The 22,528-nt window shown below is 69.9% G+C and carries 18 protein-coding genes and 5 pseudogenes; 7 read left to right on the forward strand and 16 right to left on the reverse strand.

The window, feature by feature from the left end; genetic code table 11:
* Positions 1–96: 96 nt before the first annotated feature.
* On the reverse strand, positions 97–4,254 hold the full coding sequence (locus ACF07V_RS36045; protein WP_392159987.1) for a trypsin-like peptidase domain-containing protein: 4,158 nt from the start codon (positions 4,252–4,254) through the stop codon (positions 97–99).
* Positions 4,251–4,607, reverse strand: coding sequence for a CU044_2847 family protein (locus ACF07V_RS36050; protein ID WP_392159989.1), 357 nt, complete (start codon positions 4,605–4,607; stop codon positions 4,251–4,253). Before ACF07V_RS36050 ends, ACF07V_RS36045 begins: the two co-directional genes overlap by 4 nt.
* Positions 4,608–4,873: 266 nt before the next feature.
* Here ACF07V_RS36050 and ACF07V_RS36055 point away from each other — a divergent pair, with 266 nt between their 5' ends.
* Positions 4,874–5,254: a nuclear transport factor 2 family protein gene (locus ACF07V_RS36055; RefSeq protein ID WP_392159991.1), complete on the forward strand. Its 381-nt coding sequence runs from the start codon at positions 4,874–4,876 to the stop codon at positions 5,252–5,254.
* Here ACF07V_RS36055 and ACF07V_RS36060 read toward each other — a convergent pair.
* From ACF07V_RS36060 to ACF07V_RS36070, 3 genes are all read right to left on the reverse strand, one after another.
* Entirely contained in the window at positions 5,251–5,397 is a 147-nt protein-coding gene (locus ACF07V_RS36060) for a hypothetical protein (protein ID WP_392159993.1), read from the reverse strand. The two genes, ACF07V_RS36055 and ACF07V_RS36060, sit on opposite strands and share 4 nt — an antisense overlap.
* Positions 5,398–5,577: 180 nt before the next feature.
* Positions 5,578–6,441 carry an RNA repair domain-containing protein gene (locus tag ACF07V_RS36065; RefSeq protein WP_392159995.1) on the reverse strand — a complete coding sequence of 288 codons (864 nt, stop codon included), beginning with the start codon at positions 6,439–6,441 and terminating at the stop codon, positions 5,578–5,580.
* 288 nt (positions 6,442–6,729) lie between these two features.
* A complete protein-coding gene (locus tag ACF07V_RS36070) occupies positions 6,730–7,512 on the reverse strand; it encodes an SDR family oxidoreductase (protein WP_392159996.1) in 783 nt (260 codons plus the stop codon).
* A gap of 515 nt (positions 7,513–8,027) precedes the next feature.
* On the opposite strand from ACF07V_RS36070, the gene ACF07V_RS36075 reads away from it, so the two are divergent.
* Positions 8,028–8,228, forward strand: coding sequence for a hypothetical protein (locus tag ACF07V_RS36075; protein WP_392159998.1), 201 nt, complete (start codon positions 8,028–8,030; stop codon positions 8,226–8,228).
* A gap of 109 nt (positions 8,229–8,337) precedes the next feature.
* Here the strand turns inward: ACF07V_RS36075 and ACF07V_RS36080 are convergent, their stop codons facing one another.
* The 3 genes from ACF07V_RS36080 to ACF07V_RS36090 form a co-directional block, all read right to left on the reverse strand.
* Positions 8,338–8,910, reverse strand: coding sequence for a TetR/AcrR family transcriptional regulator (locus ACF07V_RS36080; protein ID WP_392160000.1), 573 nt, complete (start codon positions 8,908–8,910; stop codon positions 8,338–8,340).
* Between the two features lie 125 nt (positions 8,911–9,035).
* Positions 9,036–9,737, reverse strand: coding sequence for an alpha/beta hydrolase (locus tag ACF07V_RS36085; protein WP_392160002.1), 702 nt, complete (start codon positions 9,735–9,737; stop codon positions 9,036–9,038).
* Positions 9,738–9,795: 58 nt separating this feature from the next.
* Positions 9,796–10,731, reverse strand: a complete 936-nt coding sequence (locus ACF07V_RS36090; protein WP_392160003.1) for an SDR family NAD(P)-dependent oxidoreductase — start codon at positions 10,729–10,731, stop codon at positions 9,796–9,798.
* Positions 10,732–11,305: 574 nt separating this feature from the next.
* Here ACF07V_RS36090 and ACF07V_RS36095 point away from each other — a divergent pair.
* Positions 11,306–11,605: a hypothetical protein gene (locus ACF07V_RS36095; protein WP_392160005.1), complete on the forward strand. Its 300-nt coding sequence runs from the start codon at positions 11,306–11,308 to the stop codon at positions 11,603–11,605.
* A 315-nt stretch (positions 11,606–11,920) separates the two neighbouring features.
* Here ACF07V_RS36095 and ACF07V_RS36100 read toward each other — a convergent pair whose 3' ends face one another.
* The 3 genes from ACF07V_RS36100 to ACF07V_RS36110 all read right to left on the reverse strand — a co-directional run bounded on the left by ACF07V_RS36100 (position 11,921) and on the right by ACF07V_RS36110 (position 14,464).
* Entirely contained in the window at positions 11,921–12,694 is a 774-nt protein-coding gene (locus tag ACF07V_RS36100) for a glycosyltransferase family 2 protein (protein ID WP_392160007.1), read from the reverse strand.
* Positions 12,695–13,222: 528 nt separating this feature from the next.
* On the reverse strand, positions 13,223–13,969 hold the full coding sequence (locus tag ACF07V_RS36105; protein ID WP_392160009.1) for a phosphotransferase family protein: 747 nt from the start codon (positions 13,967–13,969) through the stop codon (positions 13,223–13,225).
* Between the two features lie 162 nt (positions 13,970–14,131).
* A complete protein-coding gene (locus ACF07V_RS36110) occupies positions 14,132–14,464 on the reverse strand; it encodes a hypothetical protein (protein ID WP_392160010.1) in 333 nt (110 codons plus the stop codon).
* A gap of 210 nt (positions 14,465–14,674) precedes the next feature.
* Here ACF07V_RS36110 and ACF07V_RS36115 point away from each other — a divergent pair, with 210 nt between their 5' ends.
* Positions 14,675–15,232: a hypothetical protein gene (locus ACF07V_RS36115; RefSeq protein WP_392160012.1), complete on the forward strand. Its 558-nt coding sequence runs from the start codon at positions 14,675–14,677 to the stop codon at positions 15,230–15,232.
* Between the two features lie 14 nt (positions 15,233–15,246).
* Here the strand turns inward: ACF07V_RS36115 and ACF07V_RS36120 are convergent.
* From ACF07V_RS36120 to ACF07V_RS36130, 3 genes and pseudogenes are all read right to left on the reverse strand, one after another.
* Positions 15,247–15,946, reverse strand: a pseudogene (locus tag ACF07V_RS36120) (transposase).
* Between the two features lie 136 nt (positions 15,947–16,082).
* Entirely contained in the window at positions 16,083–16,688 is a 606-nt protein-coding gene (locus ACF07V_RS36125) for a dihydrofolate reductase family protein (protein ID WP_392160013.1), read from the reverse strand.
* A 1,565-nt stretch (positions 16,689–18,253) separates the two neighbouring features.
* Positions 18,254–18,789 (reverse strand): annotated as a pseudogene (locus ACF07V_RS36130) (transposase); the annotation flags it as partial.
* Positions 18,790–19,171: 382 nt separating this feature from the next.
* Between ACF07V_RS36130 and ACF07V_RS36135 the strand changes: the two are divergent.
* Together ACF07V_RS36135 and ACF07V_RS36140 are read left to right on the forward strand one after the other, a co-directional pair.
* Entirely contained in the window at positions 19,172–20,191 is a 1,020-nt protein-coding gene (locus tag ACF07V_RS36135) for a hypothetical protein (protein WP_392160015.1), read from the forward strand.
* A 13-nt stretch (positions 20,192–20,204) separates the two neighbouring features.
* On the forward strand, positions 20,205–21,290 hold the full coding sequence (locus tag ACF07V_RS36140; RefSeq protein WP_392160016.1) for a hypothetical protein: 1,086 nt from the start codon (positions 20,205–20,207) through the stop codon (positions 21,288–21,290).
* A 212-nt stretch (positions 21,291–21,502) separates the two neighbouring features.
* Here the strand turns inward: ACF07V_RS36140 and ACF07V_RS36145 are convergent.
* Together ACF07V_RS36145 and ACF07V_RS36150 are read right to left on the reverse strand one after the other, a co-directional pair.
* A pseudogene (locus ACF07V_RS36145) lies at positions 21,503–21,718 on the reverse strand (transposase); the annotation flags it as partial.
* A gap of 65 nt (positions 21,719–21,783) precedes the next feature.
* Positions 21,784–22,026 (reverse strand): annotated as a pseudogene (locus ACF07V_RS36150) (hypothetical protein); the annotation flags it as partial.
* Positions 22,027–22,258: 232 nt separating this feature from the next.
* Here ACF07V_RS36150 and ACF07V_RS36155 point away from each other — a divergent pair.
* Positions 22,259–22,468, forward strand: a pseudogene (locus tag ACF07V_RS36155) (fic family toxin-antitoxin system, toxin component); the annotation flags it as partial.
* Positions 22,469–22,528: the final 60 nt, after the last annotated feature.

Below are 22,528 nucleotides of genomic sequence, written 5' to 3' on the forward strand. Positions count from 1 at the left end.
CGAGCGAGAAGCGCCGAGGTCGGCGACTGCCGCCCTCAGCCGAGGGTCCGTCCCCAGCTCCCGGTCCGCCCCCGGCCCCCGGACCGTCCCCAGCGCTCAGTCGCACACGGGGCCGGTGGACCGCCCCGGGAGGTACGCCGTGCGCTCCGCGGGGGTGAGGTCGCGGCCGACCGTGCGGCAGATCTTGTCGATGGCTTCGCCGGCCGGGACGAGGCGGACGTCCCACAGCCGGGCCGTCCGGTCCGCGCTGCCGGTGGCGAGGGTGCGGCCGTCGGGGCTGAAGGCCACGGCGGACAGTGCGTCGAAGTGCCCCCACAGGGTGGTGCGGGACTTCCCGGTGGCCACGTCCCACAGCATCGCGGACGAGTCGATGCTGCCGGTGGCGAGAGTTCGGCCGTCAGGGCTGAAGGCAGCGGAGACCACCCCGTCGTAGTGCCCGAGCAGGGTCTTGCGGGTCTTGCCGGTCTTCGCGTCCCACACCCGGGCGGTGTAGTCGAGGCCCGCGGTGGCGACCGTGCGGCCGTCAGGGCTGAACGCCACCGACTGGACCTGGTCGGTGTGCCCACGCAGGACGGTGCGCTCTTTGCCGGTGTCCACGTCCCACAAACGCGCGGTGTAGTCTCCGCCCGCGGTGGCGAGCGTACGGCCGTCGGGACTGAACGCCACGCCGTACACCTGCTCGTCGTGGCCGCGCAGGGCCGTGCGCTCCTTGCCGGTTTCCAGGTCCCACAACCGCGCCGTCTTGTCGCTGCTGCCGGTGGCGAGAGTGCTGCGGTCCGAGCTGAACGCCACGGAGTTCACCCCGCTCTGGTGGCCGAGCAGCCGTGCGCGCTCCCTCCCGGTGGCCACGTCCCACAGGCGTACCGTCTTGTCGGCGCCGCCGGTGGCGAGGGTTGCGCCGTCCGGGCTGAACGCGACAGCGTTCACCCCCTGGGTGTGGCCCTTCAAGACGGTGCGGATCGTGCCGGCGGGCATGTTCCACAAGCGCACGGTGAAGTCGGCGCCGGCCGTGGCGAGGACGCGGCCGTCGGGACGGAACGCCACGGCGGTCACCTGGTTGACGTGCCCCACCAGGGTCGTCCGGATCGTACGGGCGATGTCCCAGAGCCGTACGGTCTCGTCGCGGCTGCCGGTGGCGAGGGTGCGGCCGTTCGGACTGAAGGCCACCGCGTAGACCATGTTGGTGTGTCCTGCCAACTTGTCGCGGGTCGCGCCGGTGGCCACGTCCCACAGCCGCGCCGTGTGGTCGACGCTGCCGGTGGCGAGGGTGAGGTCGTCGGGGCTGAACGCCACCGAATACACCACATCGGAGTGCCCGAGCAGCGAAACGCGCGGCTTGCCCGTCTGGAGATCCCACAGCCATGCCGTGCGGTCCCAGCTGCCGGTGGCGAGCGTACGGCCGTCCCGGCTGAGCGCCACCGACTGCAGCGCCGCGGAATGCCCCTCCAGCTTTCTGCGGAACTGGCCGGTAGAGGCGTCCCAGATGCGCGCGGTCCGGTCCCAGCTGCCGGTGACGGCAGTGCTGCTGTCCCGGCTGAAGGCGATCGACACCACCTGGTCGGTGTGTCCCTCGAGGGTGGCGCGGACCTTTCGGGTGCCCAGATCCCACAGCCTCGCCTTCCTGTCGCCGTCGCAGACGGCGAGGGTGGTGCCGTCGGGGCTGAACGCCACCGCCCAGACGCCGTCGGACTGCCTGGGCAGCGTGGTGCGCAGCCTGCCGGTCGCGGCGTCCCACAGCCTTGCGGTGCCGTCCAGACTGCCCGTGGCGAAGGTACTGCCGTCAGGACTGGCCGCCACGGCCGTCACCGTGTCGGTGTGGCCCTTGAGAATCGTGCGGGTCCTGCCGGTGGTCACGTCCCAGAGCCGTACGGTCCTGTCGCTGCTGCCCGTGGCGAGGGTGTTGCCGTCCGGGCTGAACGCCAGGGAATTGACCAGGTTGGTATGGCCGGACCAGCGGCGGTGCAGCGGGAGGGTCGCGGAGGACCGCAGGCTCGCGAGGGACTCGGGAGTCGGGCTGGTGCGGTAGGCCTGGATGGCCAGCAGGGCGGAGAGCTCGGGGTTCGTGTCGCTCAGCGTGTCGGACTGGGCGGCGAGCTGTCGGGACAGGGCCGCCTGCTGTCGCCCGACCGCTGTCCGCCACTGCCACAGGGCGCCGCCCGCGGCGACGAGCGCGAGGACGAGCAGTCCGGCGAGGATGCCGTTGAGGCGCCTGCTGCGCCGGATCACGGCTTGCTGGCGCTGCTTGCTGGCGGTGAGGAAAGCGGTGATGTTGCCCGGTAGACGGCGTTGCCGCGACCATTCCAGGCCCTCGGCCAGGGCCGTCCCGGCCAGGAGGTCTCCCGGGTCGCGCTGCGCGGCCCAGCGGGCGCTGCGTTCCCGTGTGCGGTCGAGCCACTCCTGGAAACGGTGGTCCTGAGCGACCCACTCCCGCAGGGTGCCCCAGTCGCGGATGAGGGAGTCATGAACCAGTTCGGCCACCGCCCGTCCGGTCGGGGCGTCGAGGCGATGGGTGGTGATGATGCGATGGTGCACGAGGCCGGCGATGACCTCGTCCACGGAGTGGTCGCCGCCACCCTCGCTGCGAGTGTCGCCCTCGGCGCGACCGCCCCCGTCCGCTCCGCCGCCACCCGCCACCAGCTCGCGGAGTTCGTCGAGCGGAACCTGCGCACGAACGGCGGGAACGCGGCGGGCCGGGTCGGCCGGGTGGACCAGGGCGGTCAGGATGCCCTGCGCAACGGGCCGTTGTTCCGGCGGCAGCTGGTTGAGTGCGGTGTCGCACCACGTGGCGAGGCTTCCGCTGACCGCTCCGATGCGACGGTACGCCTCGTGGGTGAGGTAGCCGTCCTCGCGCCGCAGCCACAGCTGGCTGAGCGCGAGCTCCAGCATCGGCAGCACGGTGGCCGGTGCCCGGCGGCTCGTCGCCGACTCCTCGGGGCTCGCGGCCAGGACGTCGGCGATCATCTGCTCGGGCAGGCCCGGCTGGAAGTGCAGTCCCACGTCCTGGGCGGGCAGGACGATGATGTCGTGCAGGTCCTCCTCGCTCAGGCTGCCCTGTACGTTGAGGAGTCCCGGCATCGAGGCTTCGAGCAAGCGGGGTGCCACGGCCGCCAGTTGGGGGTAGAAGTCGTCACGCATGATCAGTACGACGGAGAGCGGAGCCGGTGAGCCGGCCGCCTGGGCGATCTGGTCCGCGACAGCGGCAACTCCCGTACGGCCCTCCCGTACCCCTGCCGCAGGTCCGGTGAGGAGTTCCTCGAACTGGTCGACGACCAGCAGGACCCGATCCCGATCGGGCTCGGAGACCAGCCTGCCGGCCACCGCCGCGGCGATGCCGTCCGTGGCCACGCCGGGCAGTCCCGATCGTTCCATCTCGGCCACCAGGTCCTGACGCGGCCGGACGACCACGGGCAGCCACCGGTCACTGCCCGGTAGAGCGCCCGCCGCCAGCGCCCGCAGCACACCGGCCTGGACGAGGGACGACTTGCCCGAGCCGGAAGGCCCGAGCAGCAGGGTGAGCCGATGCCCGCCGGCCAGGTTGGCCACCACCTGCCGTACCGCTTCCCTGCGGCCCTCGAACCAGCGGGCCCGTTCGGCAGTGAACGACTCCAGCCCCTGGTACGGGCACAAGTCCTGCTCGGCCAGCGTCGGCAGGACCTCCCTGAGGACCTGCGTGGGAGTGACGTACGCGATGCCCTGCCCCCGTTCGTGCTCGTCGGGAGCCGTGATCTCCGTCAGCATGCCGATGACCAGGCCGGTCACCTCGTCCAGCACCGGCCCACCGCTGAAGCCGGTGGTGAGGTCGTTGGCGGCGGTCAACTGAAGATGCGCACCCCTGTTCTCGGTCGCCGGCAGCAGCTCGCCGGCCACACCGAAGCCGAAGTGTCCGTCCGGCGGGGCCTGGGCGGGGAACCCGAACGAGCGCACCGCGTGGCCCCGGCACCCGGCCGCGGAGCCCAGCGGCAGCGCAGCCACGCGCGGAGCCGTACTGCTCAGTCGTACGAACGCCACGTCCTCGGCCTCCGGAGCACGCCACGCCCCTTCGAGGACCTGTCCCTCGACCGGGGGAGCACCTTCCACGTGGGGGAAAGCCACCCGCACGCTGCCACCCGGGCCGCTTCCCGCCGCGCGGACGACGTGCGCGCAGGTGACCAGGACGTCCTCGACCACCAAGAATCCGGCCCCGGCCACCCGGCCGTCCCCGTCGAGGATCTGCGCCACGGCACGGGGCAGGTCCGACTGCCCGGCGCCCTTCACTGCCCGGCCCCGTTCACCGATCGGCCGCCACTCTCGTCAAGAACCGCCCGCATCCACGACATCGTCACCTTCAGGTGACACATCGCCTGGCTCTTGGTGATCACAGCTCCGGCCTCGACAGCCAGGTCGAGGCCGAACTCGACAGTGATCTGCTCGGGCCGGGCCTTGCGCAACTGTTCGAGCGTGGCGCGCGCCGCCTCCGTGACCGGCTCCAGAGCCGCCTGCAGACTTCCCGGCAGTTCGTGCACGGCGTCACCGATGCGGCCGGCCTGCACGGGGCCGGTCGGTAGCCCCGACCCTTCGACGAGGATGCTGCCCCCGCCCGCCAACGGAATCCGGGCCAGCTGCGTCACGTTCCCTCCTCAGCACGTCAGGCGACGTTTCCCCCCAGCGTCGACGGCCCCGGCACCGACTGCACCTCGGATTGACCCGAGCGCGCCCACTGATACACCCCGTCCACACAGCGACGTGCCGGCATGGACCCCTCGGCGGAGGACAGCAAGGCGGAGACGTACACGCATGCGGATCGTCCCGGGACGACCGCCCGACAGCAGTAGGCGCCGCTTGTGGAACCGTGACTTACAGTGCCGCCCCCGGCCCCAGGACCTACGGTGGCGTCATGAGCGACCCGGAGAAGAACAAGGCCACGGCCAAGGCGTTCTACGACCTGATGTTCAACGAGTGCCGCCCCGCCGAGGCCATCGACCAGTACGCCGGAGCCACCTACATCCAGCACAACCCGCACGTCGGAGACGGCAAGCAGGCGTTCATCGACTACTTCGAGCGCATGGCCGCCGAGTACCCGGGCAAGCGCGTCGAGTACAAGCGCGCCTTTGCCGAGGGTGACCACGTCATCCTGCACTGTCGCCAGATCTGGCCGGACGAGGAGTACGCGGGGATCGACATCTTCCGCTTCGACGCAGACGGCAAGATCGTCGAGCACTGGGACGTCCTCCAGGTCATCCCACCCACCTCCAAGAACGACAACACCATGTTCTAGCGGGGCCGACCTCCTGGGTCGAGATGCGGCGTGGCCCCTGCCGAACTGCGCCGCGGAGGCAGCGTGTTGCGGCAGCCCTTCTGCCGGGCGTCGGAGGAGTCGACGGCGTACATCTCGCCCGTGGACTTCAGATAGCTGCCCATGCCCTCGAACTTGAAGGAGTCCGGAGGGGCCAGGGTGCATCCGAAGTCGGCCCCGGACCCCTCCCTCGGACGTCAGGCGATCGGCGAGCGCTCGGCCCGCGTCGCTCGGAACGGCGTGGGTGCGGACTCACGATGTCTCCGCAGGAGGGCCGGGCTGGCCGAGGCCCGTGCGGCGTCTGACTAGACGGGCGGTGACGGCGGAGGGTTGCCCGGAAGGGTCGGCTTCTCCGGGGGACGTACGTCGCCGCTGCCGAGCAGGACGCGGGCCCGGACCCGCATCGGCTCGTCGCCGCGCCGGGAGAGCAGGACCAGCTCTTCGACCCGGGCTGTCATGGGACCGAGGAGGGCCTCCGCCTTGCGGGCGAGGGCGTGCGGGTCCGGGGTTCGGCCGAGGGACAGGTGCGGGGTGAAGCCGTGCGAGCGCGATCCGCAGAGCGGGAAGCGGAGCTCCAGGGACTCCCGCAGCCGCGCCCAGGGGTCGTGGTCGGCGGCGGCCGGGTCGAGCCAGACGGTGGCATCCTCGCGGTGTCCGAACCAGTGGACGCCTGCCAGGCGGGCGGTGAACGGCGGCGTCTCGGCGAGCGCCGCGGCGACCAGCGGCAGGGCCCGGGGGAACTCGGCCTCGGGGACGAAACCGAAGAGCACGTTGACGTGCGGCGGCCAGCGACGGATCTGCCGGTCGTGTTCGCGGCGAATGTGCTGGATCGGCGGCCACAGCTCCGACGGCGGCAGCCAGGCGACCGCGGTGCGGTTCGTCGACGGGACGGCGAGGACGTCGCCGGGTGCCGGGTCCGGCACGGGGCCGACCTGCCCGAGGAGGGTCTCGTCGAGCCGGTCGACGCCGGAGGTACGGTCCCAGACGACCCTGCCGTCCGCCTCGAAGAACACCACCCGGTGCCAGGGGATCTCCCCGCCCGGTACGAAGTCGCCGAGCAGGACCCGCTTCGGCGGGGCCCCGCGCTCGGCGATCCCCATCACGAACCGCTCGGGGTCGAAGCGGGGGTCCCAGAGCACCCGGTGGTAGATCTCGTCGCTGGTGTGCACGTCAGCACCTGCCCTCGACTATCAGGATGACGCGCGCCCGGACGGCACTGCAATTTCCGGCCAGGTCACGGCAGGGGCATCAGGCAGTGGCGGCAGCCACTCCCACGGATCATGATCCGCCTTCGAGCGGTCGGTCTGCGCGGTCGCGGCCACCGGGGACGTCCTGGTGTCCCGGTTGCTGGCGGACGCGTCCAGCCGCGCGGCCAAGCGGGAAAGAGAGCGGAAAAGCTCACAGTTCCGGATATCTACCCGCGCCCTCAGTACGGCCCTCCGCCCTCAGTACGGCCCTCAGTAGAGCGACGTGGCGGATGTGGCCCCTCCGTCCACGGTGAAGACGGCCCCACTGGTGTAGCTGGAGCGGTCCGAGGCCAGGAAGGCGACGAGATCGGCGATCTCCCGCGGCTCCGCCGGCCTGCCGAGCGGGTAGTGGGCGGTGAGTTCGTCGTACCTGCCCTCGTCCGACAGCGCGGCCCGCGCCGCGTTCTTCAGGTGCTGGACCATCCTTTCCGTGGCCACCGGGCCCGGATTGACTCCCACCACGCGGACGCCGTCGGCGAGACTGGTCCCTCCGAGGGCGCGTGAGAACGCCATGAGGGCGGCGTTTCCGGTGCTTCCCGCCAGGTAGCGACTGTCGACGCTCTCCCCGGCGTTACCGATGACGTTGATGACGGCGCCCCTGCCGCGTCGCTTCATCTCCGCGTACAGCAGTCGGGTCAGGTTGATGTAGCCGTACACCTTGAGGTCCCACCCATGACGCCAGCTCTCCTCGGTGGTGACGTCGAGCGTGCCGCCCGGGATGTCTCCGGCGTTGTTCACGAGGATGTCGACGTCCGCGGCCTTCGCCGCCAGCCCGGCCAGATCACCGGGATCCCTGAGGTCCACGACACTGGTGGTCACCTTGACGTGGTGCGCGGAGCGGAGCCGTGCGGCCGTCTCCTCAAGGAGCGGACCGCTGCGGGCGGCGAGGTGGAGGTCGCAGTGTTCCTCGGCCAGCACCTCGGCGATCGCCGCCCCGATACCCCGGGAAGCCCCGGTGACGAGAGCGGTGCGGCCGGTCAAACGCAAGTCCATGGTGGGCCCTTCCACCTCACGCGGCTGTGCCGCACGCACCCGTGAAACCGGGCACTTCCGATGTCGCGGCGCTGCGAGGACCCACGGTGAGCGGGTCCGAGCCGCCGTGTCGCTCAACCGTACTACCGATGCCGCCCAAACTCACACGTTCCTCCATCGAATGGCACACGTATCTGATGCGAGCGGTGTTGACGGGGTGGCCGGTCACCCTATGCGGTCGGCCTCGAGCACCGCCGCGTACCGGGGCCACCGGGGGCCACCGGGGGAGCGGCCAACCGGTGCCGGTAGCTATGGATCACCACGTCGACGTAGTCCGGGTTCTTCCACCCCTCCGCCGCTTGCGCGAACTCGGCTTCGGTGGAGGTCACTTGGGCGCGTTGCGGTGCCATACGACCAGGGCCAGGCCTTCCGGTCGCGCTGGAGCCCGGGGCCTGCCCCCCCAGGAAAGGGCTCTCGCCGTGGTCGCGCGGATGGGGGGGCGCCCACCCCTACCCCGCGCCAACGGGACGGGCACCGTGACGAATCCTGGCCTCGACGACGTCGGCACCTGCCACGACCTGACGCAGCCGGCCCGTTCCCTGCAGATCATCAAGGGCTCCGCAGCCGTGGTCCTGTACTCCGGGGCCGACTGCACCGGTCAGGTCGGGGCGGGCGGGTCACTCGCCCAGAGCAACCTTCCCTTCGCCGACCTGAGATGCCGGGTGGTCGACATCTGATGGCACGCCTGAACCGTCCCATGCCGGTCCGGCCGCGGCGGGCGGCCGGACCGCGGTGTCGCGTGTGCTCGACACGAATCATCCGCCACATGTGTGGCCGGGCTGCTTCCTAGAGTGGGGAGGGGGCAGGACGGCGGTAGGCGCCGTGCCACCAGATCCGGGCGAGTTCCCGCGCCAATGCCGAGTCCCCCGTGCCGTCGTCCACCTGGATGTGCTGGGCGATCGCCTGGCTGCCGCCCCAGACGATGATCCGGCTCGCGGCGACGGTATCCAGGTCGGCGGCCGTCCTGCCGACGGTTTGTTCGGCCAGCAGGGTCCGGCGCACCGCCTCGTCGAAACCGCCGAGGTCGGCCGTGTAGAAGTCGTTCACGGCAGGGTCGTAGGAGGCGGCCTCACGGACCGCGGTGAGCACTGCCCGATGGGCGCGGTGGATCGCGATCACCTCTTCGAAGAAGCGGGCGAACCGCTCGGCCCCGGCCTCCCCGGCGCCCGGTTCCCATTGCCGGGCCAGCGCCAGCAGTGACTCCCTCAGCTCATCGGTGAGCCGTACCAGAACATCCGACTTGCCGGTGAAGCGCGCATAGAACGTGGCACGGGAGACACCCGCCTCATCGAGGATCCGCTGGATGCTGATCTCCGAGAAGGACTCGCCCGAGTCGAGCAGCCGCCGCAGGGCGGACATCACCCGCGTCCGGGTCGCCGCCGAACGCGCGGCGTGCACATGCGCCTGGCGTCGTGTCACTGGTCTCATCGGCACCTCCGATGCGCATGCGGGTCCGCTCCGCGGTACGTCCTCCGTCCCATGCCTCAATGCCGGGCGATCCGGTCCAGCAGTCCGGCCAGTTCCTCGGGCATGGATAGCAACGGGCTGTGGCCGCTGGCCAGGTGGTACGTGGTGCCGGTGCGCTCGGCGAACGGCTTCTGGTACGAGGGAGGCAGGCTCTGGTCGTCGTCGCACAGCACGTAACTGGTGGGCAGGGTCTTCCAGCCGGCCTGGTTCACCGGCTCGGCGAACGACAGTGCGGTCTGCGGCAGCAGACGCGCGAGGGCCGCGTCCCGCTTGTCCTCGGGCACGTCGTTGTAAAGGGTCTCCGCCGGGTTCTCCCGTACGGGGATGACGCCCTCCACGGTCGCGAGGTCCGGCTGCTCGCCACCGAAGCAGGTCATCAGGCTCTCGCCTTCGTCCAGGACGAAGGCGGCCACGTAGACGACGTGGGCGACGTTGGTGGCTCCTGCGGTGGCCTGGGTGATCGGCGCGCCGCCGTAGGAGTGGCCGACGACCACGACGGGACCCTCAAGGGCGGCGATCTTCTCGCGGATCACTCGCGCGTCGTCGAGCAGACCGGGCAGACGGCCCTCGGACCCTTCGTCGACGACGCTCGGCAAGTCGACGGTGTGGCTGGTCCAGCCGCGCGCCGAAAGGAGGTCCTGGAGCTCGCTCCAACACCACGAGCGGTGCCAGGCTCCATGCACCAGGAGGAACTCGGGGGTGCGTTCGGTTTCGTTCATCGTGCTTCTTCGTCCTGTCGTTCGGTGGCGCACAGCGGTACCCCGTGGTCGACCGGCGTCAGCGCGCCACGGGAAGCGAGAGGTCCCACAGCCGGTCCGCGGCGGCGGGGTCGACCGACCACCGGGCGACGCCGGCCATCGGCTCGGGGCCACCATCGACGACCTCGGCCTCCTGGTTGTCCTCGAAGTACCTCCCGGTCACCCCGTCGAGGAGCGGGGAGGCAGCCAGCAGCACAGTGGTGGCGGCGCCCTGGGCCGGGGTCTTGTAGTAGTCGGGGGTGAGGAGGCTGCCGTCCGCGTCCATGGCTCCGAGCGCCTGCATGGTCGCCGTGTCGAGGTGACGTGTCAGATTGGTGTGAATCCATCCGGGGGCGCAGGAGTTGGCCGCGATGCCGTACTCCGCCCAGCGGCGGCTGATCCCCACCGCGAACAGCGCCATCGCGGTCTTCGACTGGGCGTAGGCGAGGAAGGGGTCGTAGGGCCGGTGCTCGAACTGCGGGTCGTCGAAGTCGAAGCCCGCCCTCAGCTGGGCACCGGAGCTGAGCGCGACCACGCGCGGCTTCTCCGCCCTCTGGAGCGCGTCGCGCAGACCGACGGCCAGCGCGAAGTGGCCGAGGTAGTTGATGGCGAGCTGCGCCTCCCAGCCTTCGGCGCTGACCTGTCGAGTGGGGAGCATCATGACACCGGCGTTGGCGACGAGGGCGTCGAGCGGTCCGCTCCAGCCCGCGCAAAAGGCCCGGACGGAGGCCAGGTCCGCGAGGTCGAGCGCGACCGCCCGCGTTCCCGGGAGCTCCTTGACCAGCGCATCGGCTGCGGCCGGGTTGCGGGTGGCGATGGTCACCTCGGCCCCCGCTCCGGCGAGCACGCGCACCGTCTCGACACCGAGACCGGAGGACCCACCGGTGACGATCATCCGTCGCCCGCGGAGGTCGACTCCCCGGAGTACCTCGGCGGCGGTGGCCCGCATGCCGAACGGCGTGGTTGTCAGTGTCATGCCTGTGCCCTGTCTTCGCAGAGGGATGGTTGCCGACCCGGTGCGGGGGCCGACTCGGGCCCGCGTGTGCCGGGGCTCGCGCTGCGGCAACCATACAACGTGTTCACACGTGTCGTCTCCGGCGAAGTCGACACATGTATGTGTGATGGCTGGCATCCGGAGGAATATGTGTGCCCGGCGGGTGTGAGGGGGCTTCCGTCACGCCTCCGAGCCCCGGACCGCCATCCTCCGTCGGCAGCACGGTGGGAAGTGTCAGGGGCGTCGGTGCGGCTGCTGAGGACCGGTACGCCAGTGGTCAGCCTTCGCCACGTGGGTCTTTCGTCCTACTTGCGGCGAGATCGGGGATCTACCGATCCACGTCATGCTCCGCCCCCCGTGCGGCGCGCCCTCGCAGGGGCGGTTCTGGCGGCTGGTGACCGGCTGTTGGCCACCGCTCGGCGTCCGGAGCAACTCGCGGACCGGGTCTCACGCCACGGAGAGCGGGTGCTGCCGGCGGCCCTGAACGTCAGACGCCGCCGCTGCCCAGCAATGCTGCCCAGCAATTGGGCGAGGCGTTCGGGCGGCGTGTGGAGGCGTGACGGCGGAGCGTCAGGGTCCGGAGACCGACTGGCCAGGAGGGTTGGTAGTCACAGCGGAAGCCGGCCCCAACGACGAGACGATTCACCTCGACGACGGGGGCGTGTTCATCGACGAGCAGGACGGCGACGACGTCAAACTGCTCGGTATCCACTCCTCCGAGGGCGCGGCCGAAGAGCGGATGCGCCGCGCGCGTCTCCTACCGGGCTTCGCCGACGAGCCAGACTGCTTCCAGATCGGGGAGTACGACCTCGATGATGACCAGTGGACCGAGGGCTTCGTCCGCTTGCCGGTCTAGATCTTCGGGTGAGCGATCCTGCCGAGGCGGGCATTCACGCCGGTTCGGGGCTGCAATTCGTCCCTGTCCCCGTCCCCGCCCCCGTCCCCGTCACCGAGACCGGCAGTGGTGACGGCCGGGTGTACGCGGCTGGATCGCCGGTGGAGGCTGCGGGGCCAACATCCGGGAGAGTGCCCGTCTCGCCGTACACCGCCCGGGTCGAGGACAGCGCCCTCGACCCGCGCGGACGGTGGGTTCCTGCCCCCGTTCCTCGCTGCCGACGGCAGCCGGTCGAGGGCACCGGTGGCCCACCGAGTCCCGGGCCCGTGGGCGGGCCTAGATCCGCGAGTTGCGCAGCGACTGCCATACGGCGCCGGTCAGCGCCCGCGTCGCCCGGGGGACCGACAGATGCTCGTGCTCGCGGTACAGGGACCAGTTGTATTGCACGAGCGACAGCTTGTTGGAGGACAGCGATCCCGCCTGGTGGGCCCTGTACACCGCAAGCGGCTCAGCCAGCCCCCGGGCGTCAGCGCCGTCCCGCATGATCGACAGCCAGAGGGCGTAGTCCTGGCGCTTGCGCATCTCCGGCATCAGCCTCGTACCGAGGACCTTGCGGTCGTACATGGCGGTGAGAGCACCGATGTGGTCGCGGACCAGCATGGCGCGGTAGTCCACGTGCTCCCGCGCACGGATCACCCGCCCGTTCGGGACCCAGTCGGTGCTCTCGCCGTCGTAGTCGGCGTCCATCTTGAAGTACGAGGTGAAGGTCAGGGGCGCAGTGCCCTCCGCGGCGAAGGCGAGCTGCTTCTCGGTCTTCTCCGGAAGCCACATGTCGTCGCTGTCGAGAAAGGCGATGTAGTCCCCGCGGGCCCGCTCGATCGCAAGGTTGCGGGCCCGGCCCGCGCCGCCCCGTTCGGGTGCCGACTCCGGCAGGACACGCTTGTCCTGCTCGGCGAACTCTCGGAGCAGTTCCATGGAGCCGTCGGAGGACTGGTCGTCGGTGACCAGCAGCTCCAGGTCGCTGTGAGTCTGCGTGAGCACAGATCGGACGGCTGCGCCGAGGGTGGCTGCCGAGTTGTACACGGGCATCACGACCGACACCAGGGGCACTGCATTCTCCTTGCCAGACCAGGAACGACGGTCCATTCAAGCACTGCAATCGAGTGGAAGCTGCCATGTGGACAGTCGTCGCTGGTCAGGGCTATGCAGGGCTCCCGCTTACCGTACGCGCTGCAGAGGGGTCACCGTCTCGTCGGCTACGACGTGGACACGCACCGCGTCCAGCAGCTCGCCGCCGGCCAGTCCTACGTGAGGGACGTGGACTCCTCACGGCTGCGCGCAGCGCTGGACTGCGTACGGGGCCTACCCAGCGACTGCCGACGCTGCCGCGCCGGGCCGGCTTCGACATCGCGGTGATCGCCGTGCCGCCCCGCTGCGGGACGCGTGCCCGACCTGGTCTGCATCGAGTGCTGCGCCCGGACGCTGGGGGAGCCCCTTCCGGAGTTGGCCTGTGCGCCCTTCTGCGTATCGGTGAGCGCCCGGATGAGAAGGCCAGGAAGCGTCGTGATCACCACAAGGTACAGGAGCAGGGCCAGGAGGAAGGTTCTCGCCCACCGTGGCAGTCCGGCCCGCGCAGCCTCACATCCGGGATCTCAGTACGTCGACCTCGCAGCCCGGCGCGAAGGGGTCGAAGCCGTGCTCGATCAGCCAGCGAACCGCCAGCAGGCTTCGCAGTGACCACCACGCGTGGATCACGTCGAGGTCGATGTCGGTGCCATAGCCGGCGATGACGTCGGCGAGGTGCTCCTCGTGTCCGAGCGTGAAGGTGGCGAGGTCGTACAGGGCATCACCCTGGCCCGCCTCGGACCAGTCGATGATGCCCGTGACCTCGTCGCCGTCGACGAAGACGTGATCGATCTGCAGGTCGCCGTGCGTGAACGCCGGAGTCCACGGCCGGAGCGCGGCCTCGGCGACCTGGCGGTTGCGGGTGACCAGGTTGGCGGGCAGGACGCCGCTCGTCACGAGCAGCTCGCACTCGTCATCGAGTTCCGCGGCCAGCGCGACGATGTTCCGGCCGGCCCGGCCAGGCCGGGCCGGCAGCGGCGCTTCGTGCAGCTCCCGGATGGCGGCGCCCGCCGCGGCCCAGGCCGCCGGCGACCCGGTCGACGGCCCGCCGAGGCGCCCAAGCGTCGTCCCCGGGAGTGCAGCCATCGCGAGCACGGGCGGTTTCCACCACAGGACCTCCGGGGTCGGGACCGGCGCGAGGGACATTGCCTCGACCTCGACGTCGATGCGCGCCTGATCGGCGTCCACCTTCAGAAACACGTCGCCGACGCGCAGAGTCGCACGCTCGGAATGGGCGACGACGACTTTGACCTCATCCATGGGCGACCAGTATCCCGGGGAGGACCACCGACATCGCTGGGTTTATCGCGGGTGGTTTACGCGGCTGGCCGCGTTCCGCCACCCAGTGGCCTCGCGCACGACACCGACATCTGACCAGGTCGAGCCCGCCACTTTTGTCAGGAGTCCTCAGCCACTGCACGATCATTCCACTGCTTCAGGTTCTCCTTGCTCGAACGCGATGCGGCAGCGTTCAACCTGGTCGGCCACCTGTTCCATGAACCAGCGCATGATCTCGTAGGGCACCACGCGTTCCTCAGGGCTGTAGACACGGACGGTCGGTTCCAGATTCGGATCCTCGTCTGGGACAAGCGCTACCAGGCAAGCAGAACCGGGAAAGTGGGTCACTGCGGCGTCGGAGTCGGCCGGCGCAGGTCGAGCCTCGCTCAGTTCTACGGCCCAGGCATCGTCGGGCAAGGCATAGTGGAACAGGACGGCGTAGTGACGGCCTGCATGTTCTCGCAGCTCCCATGGCATGCCAGCAGGCTGCCATAGCCGCCGTGTCGCAGTCTCGCGGGTATTCCGCTCTCACGTAAGCGGCAACCCAGCCGGCGTTTGCGGGACAGCCCTTGAACAGCGTTCGGCGGATCATGTGAGCCTGTCTCTTGGAAGTGCTGTGCGCGGGGTGCTGCATGCCGGGTCGATAACCTGTGTCGGCGTCCGCGGCATGGTGCGAAACTTCGGGCCATGACCTCACCCGAGCTCAGTGACCTGGACTATCTCCGGGAGATCGAGCGCCTCGCCAACCGCGTCAGTGTGGAGGCATCCAGCGAGGGATGGCTCTCGTTCCAGGCAGACCCGGATGAGGCGACACCACTCCAGCGCAGCGTGAACGCGCTTGCTCGGACTCTGCGCCATTACCACTTCGACGGTGACGGTTGTCTGGACGAGGACCGGGCTCTGGTCCGCCTCGTCGGAGCCTCGGTGTTGAAGCCCGGGGCCATGCCGGACGGGGTGGAGGAGGCGTACGAGGAGGTGTGTGCACGGATCGGCGTCGACCCCAGGCCGGAGGGCTGGGCACTGTGGAACACCTGGAGCGACGGGGACCTGAAGGTGACCATGGTGGTGTCAGCCGTCGAGACGACCGAGGGGCTGTTCGAGAACTGGGCCCGCGGGAGAGCACTCGATCCGGTGTCACCGCTGCCCTCCCAGATCGCCCTGATCCGCCAGGGTTGGATAGGACCGATGACGTTCTCACCTCGCGGCGTCAAACGCACGGGCCTTGGCGGTCGGCCGCTGTCCTAGGCTCTGGCCCTCGGTCAGAGCCGTGCCCACATGAAAATCGCAGCGAGGTGTAGTGCGGCCTGGCAGGCGATGGCGAGCTTGCCGGTTCGGTTCGCATGGCCAGATCACGCCACTGCTTGAGCCGGTTGATGCACCGTTCGACGGCGTTGCGCTGCTTGTATGACTCGGCGTCGAAGCCAGGCGGGCGGCCACCGGCGCGACCTCGCCGCAGTCGGTGACCGACGTGATCGGCGGGCTGCGGGACCACGGCGCGGATACCTCGTCGACGGAGATGTTCACGGATTGCGCGGGATGAAATACGCGCGGTCCGCCAGGACGGCGTCCGGCCGGGTCCGCGGCCTTCCTGGCCCGCTTCGCGGAACACGGATGCCTTTCCTGGCTCCGGAGGCGTGCTGGTGGGCCCGACAGACGGTGGAGTCCACCGACACAGTCCAGGCGATGTCGTCAGCACCGTCGGCGGCCGCCAGGAGCGCGGCGAGGATCCGCTCCCAGGTGCCGTCCACGCCCCACCTGAGCAGCTGCGTGTGACCGGTCTGGAATGAGCCCAGCTCGTCCGGCACGCCCCGCCAGGGCGGTGCCAGTGCGGTACTTCCACGCGATGGCCTCCAGAGCTCGACGATGGCCGGCCCACCGCCACCTACGGACCGGATCGGCCGGCATCAACGGCTCGATCCGGTCCCACATCGCATCGGTGATCACCCGCCGGACAGACACATCCGATCAACCGACGAGCAGATCAAGGAGGCACGCTCTAGCCCTGGACTGGGCGTCCTGACGTTGGCCGTTCGCCCCTATTAAAGTCTCGCTTCGCGCCGGCCTGGGGCCGTCCGGACCAGCGGATGGGGCGACGTCACGCAGGGACGCCGAGCGGCGGATGCTCGAGCACGCGGGGCTTGTACTCGACCAGCTGGATGCGACCGTCGAAGGTGCGGTGATCGATCATCTCGAGGGCAACATCCGGATAGCCGTCGTAGATGCGCTCTTCGCCCGTGGCCCCGGTGATCACCGGGAACATCACGACCCGGAAGCGGTCGACGAGTCCGGCTCGTAGCAGGGACCGGCACAGGCTGAGGCTGCCGATCGTGCTGAGGAGTCCCGAGCCACTCGACTTCATGGTGCGGACCGCGTCGCCGGCGTCGTCGCGGACGAGCGTGGAATTGGCCCATGTCAGGGGCTCCTCGAGCGAGGAGGAGAACACCACCTTGGACGCTTGCGTGAGGTCGTCGACGGACGCCTCTTCTTCGGGCCTGAACTCGTCTTGGCCATTCGGGATCTCGCCTGCGGCGAAGCCCGACATCAGGCGGTAGGTGTTCGCTCCCATCAGGTAGGTGGCCTCGGGCTGATCGCCGAGCCATGCGAGGTACTCCGGGCCTTCGAGGCCCCAGAACCCGGGCCATCCCTGTCCCGATGCGTGACCGTCGAGGGAGGTGATGAAGTCGACGAGAAGCTCCGACATGGCGGTGTCCTTTCCTGAGGTGTCATGAGCTTGTACCGGCCGGGAGCCGCAAACTCATATGCCGCGCTGTGGAGTGACGAGAAAACCCATGACGCTGCAGCCGATCAGATCGACGGAGCGGCACTGCTTCGGAGGAAAGGAGGCCTACGTGATTGCGCTATGCCGCGATGGGGAACCGCGGTGTGAGTTCGGTCAAAGCCCCAGATCAGCCCACCCACGAACGGCCCACCATGCTGTACTGGGTGATCAGTGGCGCGTCGCTGCCCGAGGCCGACAGCGGGTACTTCATCCACGCACCTGCGACGGCGGCGGAGCACTTCCGTGAGGACCGCTCCGATCGACGGCGAAGCGATCGCGCTGGTTTTCGCCAGCGACGGCGGGGGCCATCTGTTCGCGATCGGAGCCCGCGCACAAGTCCGGAAGTCCGCCACGGCCTCCTGGTTTGACGACCTCGAGGCCACTGCGTCCCACATGCGTGAAGTCCTCGAACAGCTCGGCCGCCGGATTGCGAACCAGACCTCAACATCGGCCGAGGACAAACGGGCCCCCGCCCCAGGAAGTCATCCCACAGCTAGGGATTCGCGAGCAGCAGTGGGGATACCTGTGAGGAGGGGACGGCCAATTTCGAGGCTCTGACCGGGGTTCCGCGAATGACCTCGGGCGCTGGTGTCGACGGCCGTGGTCGCACGTCGTCACGCGTGTTCGTCTGTGGATGCGGTGACGGCAGGACCGGAGTCGTCGGGCAGGAGTTCCAGCACTAGTGCCGCATCAAGCAACGTTCGCCCTCAATGGCGCCGACCCCGTCCACTACCAGGGCATCATGATCCGCCGCTACATCACCTGGCGGAACAAGCACTGCCGACAAACACCTCCGCCAAGTCGTCTCCGGGGCGAACGACACCTGGCACAGGGCTGGAGGGCCTGTCTCGCTGTTGAGGCCGGGCTGCGAGCGAGACAGTGCGTAAACTTTGGTTGCCATCTACCGATTCGGAAACTATAGTTGTCGCATGATGGTCTCTGAGATCACCCCGGAAGAGCAGGCAGAACTCGACAAGGCGCTGTACGACGCCTTGAATCCGCTGGCCTCGGCGATTCGCTCCCGACAGGCCGGGCTGCCCGCGGAGCGTATGTGGGAAGCGGATCCCATCGAAGTGGCACTGTCCGTCCTGGCCGCTTGGAAGGTGATGGATGCCGAGGTCAGGCGGTTGACCGCGTACGCGGCAGCAACCGCCGGCTCCTACGGCGCCAGTTACGAGCAGATGGGGGCTGTCTGGGGCATCACCCGGCAGGGTGCCCGTAAGAAATGGCCCGACGCCGTCAGTCGCTCGGCGCCCGCGACAGCGGGCAGGAGCAGGCTCGTGCTCTTCGGGGGGACTGCCGAACTGGTGCAGGCGCCTTCCGGTGACTGGAGTTGGACAGGCGTGGGTGCTGATGGAGCATCCGCCGCGGTCCCCGATGTGACGCGCTACGCGACCGCGGAAGAAGCAGCAGCCCATGCGGGCGGTTTCCTCAAAGAGCACGCCCTCGACGCCGTCGACCGTTCGTAGCATCAGGCAACGTTCGCCCTCGCCGTCCGCCAGCGCATAGAGGTGCTCGACGCGGGCCTTCTTCGCGGCGTACTCGAGGTCACGGGAGGTCTTCCAGGTCTTCACGCGTTGAAAGGTGACGCCCTCCTCGCGGAGCAGGTTGCGCAGGCCCTCGTGGCTGATGTCGTCGACCACCCCCTCGGCGAGCAGGAAGTCAGCCAACTTGGCCAGGCTCCAGGTCGAGAACGGCAGGCCGTGCTCGGCCGGCCTGGACTTGGCGATCTTCTTGATCTCCCGCCGTTCCGGCATCGTGAAGGTCCTCGGCCGGCCGCCCTTGTACTTCGGGTAGAGCGAGTCGAAGCCGTCGGCGTTGAAGTTGTGGATCACATCCCGGACCCGGTCCGCGCTGGTGAACGAAACCTCGGCGATCTTCGCCACCGGCATGCCCTGCGCGGACAGCAGCACCATCTGGGCCCGCCGCCAGGTCACCACCGACCCGGTGCCCTGCGGATGATCCGCAGCAGGTGCCGCCCCTCGTCGTCATCAATGTCCCCGACCCGCACGCGCTCAGCCACGTGTTGATTCTGGCCGCCTGCTGCCGCCCCGCACAGCAAGCCGACACATCATCACAGGGCGAACGTGCGGCACTAACTAGCGTGGTGCACGCGCCAGTTACATTCAAGGGAATCGACAGAAGCGTGTGAAGTGGCAATTGCCAGCGCCCGGACAGGGGTCACCGGGCGCAGGACTGGGGGCGCCGGCTACCGGACAGGGGCGCCTCTCGCGCCGCTGGCTGCGCGTCGCACCACGTCGGCCTCAGCGGCATCAGGCCAAGGGTGGAAGACAGTTTATCTTCGGGTTCGCGCCGTCTCAGCCGGCGGCCGGGAACAGGGGTGGCGTGGGCAGCCCCTCCGGCGTGTGTCACGATCTTCCCCAACCTGTGGGGGGTGTTGCTGAATGGCGCAGGACATTGCGCTGCGGCCGGTGGTGGATCCGGCCCTCGAGGACGCGGAGCGCGCGCTGCTGGAGAAGTCCGCCGACGGACTCTTCCCAGCCACGCTGCCGCTGCCCGAGGAGCCGGGGCTGGGCGGCCGTACCAAGTCGGACATCTGGACGGCCCTGGGGGTCTCCGCGGTGTGCGCGCTACTGCCGGTGACGATCCTGTGGGCGCTGATCGGCGTGTGGCCCGGCCTGGCCGTCGGGCTCGCGGCGCAGGCGGGGCTGATCTGGGTCGGGGTCCAGTTCGGGTTCGAGGCGCTCATCCTGACCGTCGTGGGCGTGCACCTGCTGGCCTGGCTGCTGATCGTCGTCCTCGGCTGCGGGACCGACGAGCGGCAGCGGGTGGCCCGGCTGCGCCACGGCCGCTACTACCTGGCCGAGGACTTCGGCGACGACTCCCTGCGCGAGCTGCTGGGCCACTCGCCGCTGCGCCGGATGGAGCGCGCCCAGGCCGCCGTGACGGCGGTACTCCAGTCGCAGGTCGACCGGGACGGGCTGCTGGACGACATCGCCAACGACGTGACGCTGCCGGCCCAACAGTACGAGATCGCCCAGCGCCTGGCCGAGCTGACCCGGCTGGCGCGGAAGGTGCGCACCGCTGCCGGGGACGCCTCCGGCTCGCGGGTGGAGGAGGTGCTGCGGACTCAGCGGCAGGCGCTGCGGCTGTCGTCGAGCGCGCTGGAGGAGCGGGTGGAGGCGCTGGAGCGGTACGCCGAGAACACCCGCGCGGCGGACGCGGCGTACCGCGAGTGGGAGGCCGTACGAGAGCTGGAGCAACTCGGCGAGGACGTGCACGAGCTGGTGGTGAACACGGTGCGGGACGAGCTGGCCGTCGCCGAGATCGAGGGGCTCGCCGACCGGTCCCGGCTCCAGGACCTGCACCGGATGCTGGACGAGGCGCGGGGGGCGGGGCTGCTGGCCACGCGGTTCGCCGACGAGCCTGCCGACCGCCGGTCCGGCGACAGCGGCCGGGCGTGAGGGGGAGGACGACATGACGCAGACATCCCAGCCGAGACGCGAGTTCCACTCCGGCCGCGGCAAGAAGACCTTCGACCGGATCCCGGGCGGGTTCTACCTGGTCGGCGCCCTGGTGATCCTCTTCGAGGTGGTCACGCTCGGCGCGGTGGGCCTGGCCCTGGCCGTCGGCGACCCGGGCGACGACGGGGCATCCCCGGACAAGGAATCCCGGCGGGTCGAGGTCACCTACATTGCGACGGGCGACCACCCCTCGGTGAACCTCACCGTCGGGGAGGCGAACGGCAACCACGAGACCCACGGGGTCGTCATCCTGCCGTACCGCAAGACCGTCGAGCTGGCGGCGGGCGCCGACTTCTATCTGGACGTCAGAAGCCGCGAGGACCAGGAAGGGGGCACTCTCACGTGCACCGTGCTGGTCGGCGGCAAGGTGGTCCAGCAGGCGCACAGCACACCGGACTCCTCGTCCGCCACCTGCGCGGGCAGCACCGCGGACGCGCCGCAGCGGGGCATCCCCGTGCCCACTCTCACCCCCGGCGCCTCCCCGCTGCCCGAGGAGCGACGGCTCACCGGGACCGTCAAGGTGCCGGACTACCCGGGCGAGGGCTCGCCGGTCATCGGCACCGTCACGGACTCCTCCCTGGAGTACGCGGAGCTGGGCGGCACGTGGGACCGGAGCAAGACGCAGGATGCGATCTTCGACGGCTTCACCCGCAAGCAGGAGGGGCGCCAGCGCGCACTCGTGAAGTCCACGCAGGTCGACGAGGACATCATGGCCGCGGCCGGCGGCACCGGGGAGCTGCGGGGCGTGGCGGGCGCGGTGATGGACGAGCGGCGGCGCTACGAGTACCCCCGCGACCAGGCGATCCTGGTCGACGTCGCCTCGCAGCCGCTGAAGGTCGACGGACATGACGCCTGGCTGCTGGTCAGCGAGATCCACTTCCACAAACGCGGGGTGCCGTCCACGATGGACCTGAACGCGGTCCTCGTGGTCGACACCGGGCGGGTCCGCCCCTCGGTGCTGTGGGTCGTACTGCCGGAGACGAACAAGAAGCTCTGGCCGGACCTAAACACTCTGGTCGCATCCGTGCAGGTCCGCTGACCTGCACCGATACGGGGCGGGCCCGGGCGCGCGACGCGTCCCGGGCCCGTCCGGTAGAGCGCGACGCCGGCCGGGCACGGCATCGAGTCGGCGGCGACCAGGTCGACGAGCGTGCCCGACGCACGGGTGCGGTGCCAGACGATCGTGCAGTAGCGCGAGCGGAGCCACTGCTCCACGTGCTCGTACGTGGTGGCGGTGGCTGGCCATCCGTAGAGGCAGTCCCCGCCCCATGCGACCGCCAGGGCCACGTCCAGCAGGATCTTGCCCGGAGCGTGCACCGCCCGAGCCTTCCGCCACGGCGTGAGCGCTGCTGATATCGCGGTGTCCAGGCCGACCTTGCGGACGGTCTCGACCAGCAGCACTTCCCCGGCCTACGAGACCACCGCCCGGCCGCCGCCCTCGATGCGGACACGCGGGTACGACCCGATACGCTTCTGGTGAACGGATGCAGTCGCCGGAGTCGTGGTTGGGCGGCAGCAGCCTCCATCAGCGGGACGATGCCGGGATAGGGGCGCCCGGGCGAGCGGACCTGATGCAGTGCCTGCTTCCAGCGCCAGCGGAGTCGCAGGGTGTCCCAGCGGGCGTTGACGGCCTCAGTCAGCCCGCGACCTCGTGCTGCGGCCGTGTCCGGGCGGAGCAGGTCTTGGAGGCAGCGGCAGCTGTCGGCCGGAGGGCTCTTCGGTCGCGTCCACTGCGCCAGTTGCGCGGATGGAGTCCGGAAGCGGTGCTCTGACAACGGAGATCATGGCGGGGTAAGGACGTGTATCCGGAGGAGCCGGAGGGCCGGATCCTTAGAAGGGGTCTGCCTCCTGTGCCCGCCGCGTCGTCCGATGCGTTGGCGGACCGTTTGGTTTGGCGCATGACGCGACTGGACCGGCCTCTTGGTTTGGCGCATGACGCGACTGGGCCGGCCTCCCGTGTTGGACGACCAGGTGCGGACGTGCCGCCGCCGGCGGTGGCCGGGCCCTCTGGTGCACGTCCTCGGGCGCTGCCGGTGGCTGGAGCGATCCAACATGGCCGTGGCCGCGGCGACGGGCGTGATGTACCTGGAAGCCTCCGGCATCCCGGTCAAACCCACCCGTGAAGACGCGAAAGCCCTGCGCGACCTTCTGCGCGACCCCGCCTGCACCGCCGCGAGGATCGCCGCCCTGCTGCATACCTGGTCGCCGTCCGCCTGAGGCCCGCGCCTCGTGCAGGACTTGACGGTGCGATGCCGGTGAGCGGCTCGGGTGGGGTGG

This window comes from Streptomyces sp. NPDC015661, assembly GCF_043077765.1.
In the GTDB taxonomy this organism is placed as follows: Bacteria; Actinomycetota; Actinomycetes; order Streptomycetales; family Streptomycetaceae; genus Streptomyces.

What these genes read in the sequence shown, in the direction of transcription:
- ACF07V_RS36135 (WP_392160015.1), top strand. Translation starts at nt 19,172, where the DNA reads ATGGCGCAGGACATTGCGCTGCGGCCGGTGGTGGATCCGGCCCTCGAG.
- ACF07V_RS36080 (WP_392160000.1), bottom strand. Translation starts at nt 8,910, where the DNA reads ATGTCCGCCCTGCGGCGGCTGCTCGACTCGGGCGAGTCCTTCTCGGAG.
- ACF07V_RS36070 (WP_392159996.1), bottom strand. Translation starts at nt 7,512, where the DNA reads ATGGACTTGCGTTTGACCGGCCGCACCGCTCTCGTCACCGGGGCTTCC.
- ACF07V_RS36090 (WP_392160003.1), bottom strand. Translation starts at nt 10,731, where the DNA reads ATGACACTGACAACCACGCCGTTCGGCATGCGGGCCACCGCCGCCGAG.
- ACF07V_RS36110 (WP_392160010.1), bottom strand. Translation starts at nt 14,464, where the DNA reads ATGCCATGGGAGCTGCGAGAACATGCAGGCCGTCACTACGCCGTCCTG.
- ACF07V_RS36115 (WP_392160012.1), top strand. Translation starts at nt 14,675, where the DNA reads ATGACCTCACCCGAGCTCAGTGACCTGGACTATCTCCGGGAGATCGAG.
- ACF07V_RS36140 (WP_392160016.1), top strand. Translation starts at nt 20,205, where the DNA reads ATGACGCAGACATCCCAGCCGAGACGCGAGTTCCACTCCGGCCGCGGC.
- ACF07V_RS36060 (WP_392159993.1), bottom strand. Translation starts at nt 5,397, where the DNA reads ATGGGCAGCTATCTGAAGTCCACGGGCGAGATGTACGCCGTCGACTCC.
- ACF07V_RS36125 (WP_392160013.1), bottom strand. Translation starts at nt 16,688, where the DNA reads ATGTCGGAGCTTCTCGTCGACTTCATCACCTCCCTCGACGGTCACGCA.
- ACF07V_RS36105 (WP_392160009.1), bottom strand. Translation starts at nt 13,969, where the DNA reads ATGGATGAGGTCAAAGTCGTCGTCGCCCATTCCGAGCGTGCGACTCTG.
- ACF07V_RS36085 (WP_392160002.1), bottom strand. Translation starts at nt 9,737, where the DNA reads ATGAACGAAACCGAACGCACCCCCGAGTTCCTCCTGGTGCATGGAGCC.
- ACF07V_RS36055 (WP_392159991.1), top strand. Translation starts at nt 4,874, where the DNA reads ATGAGCGACCCGGAGAAGAACAAGGCCACGGCCAAGGCGTTCTACGAC.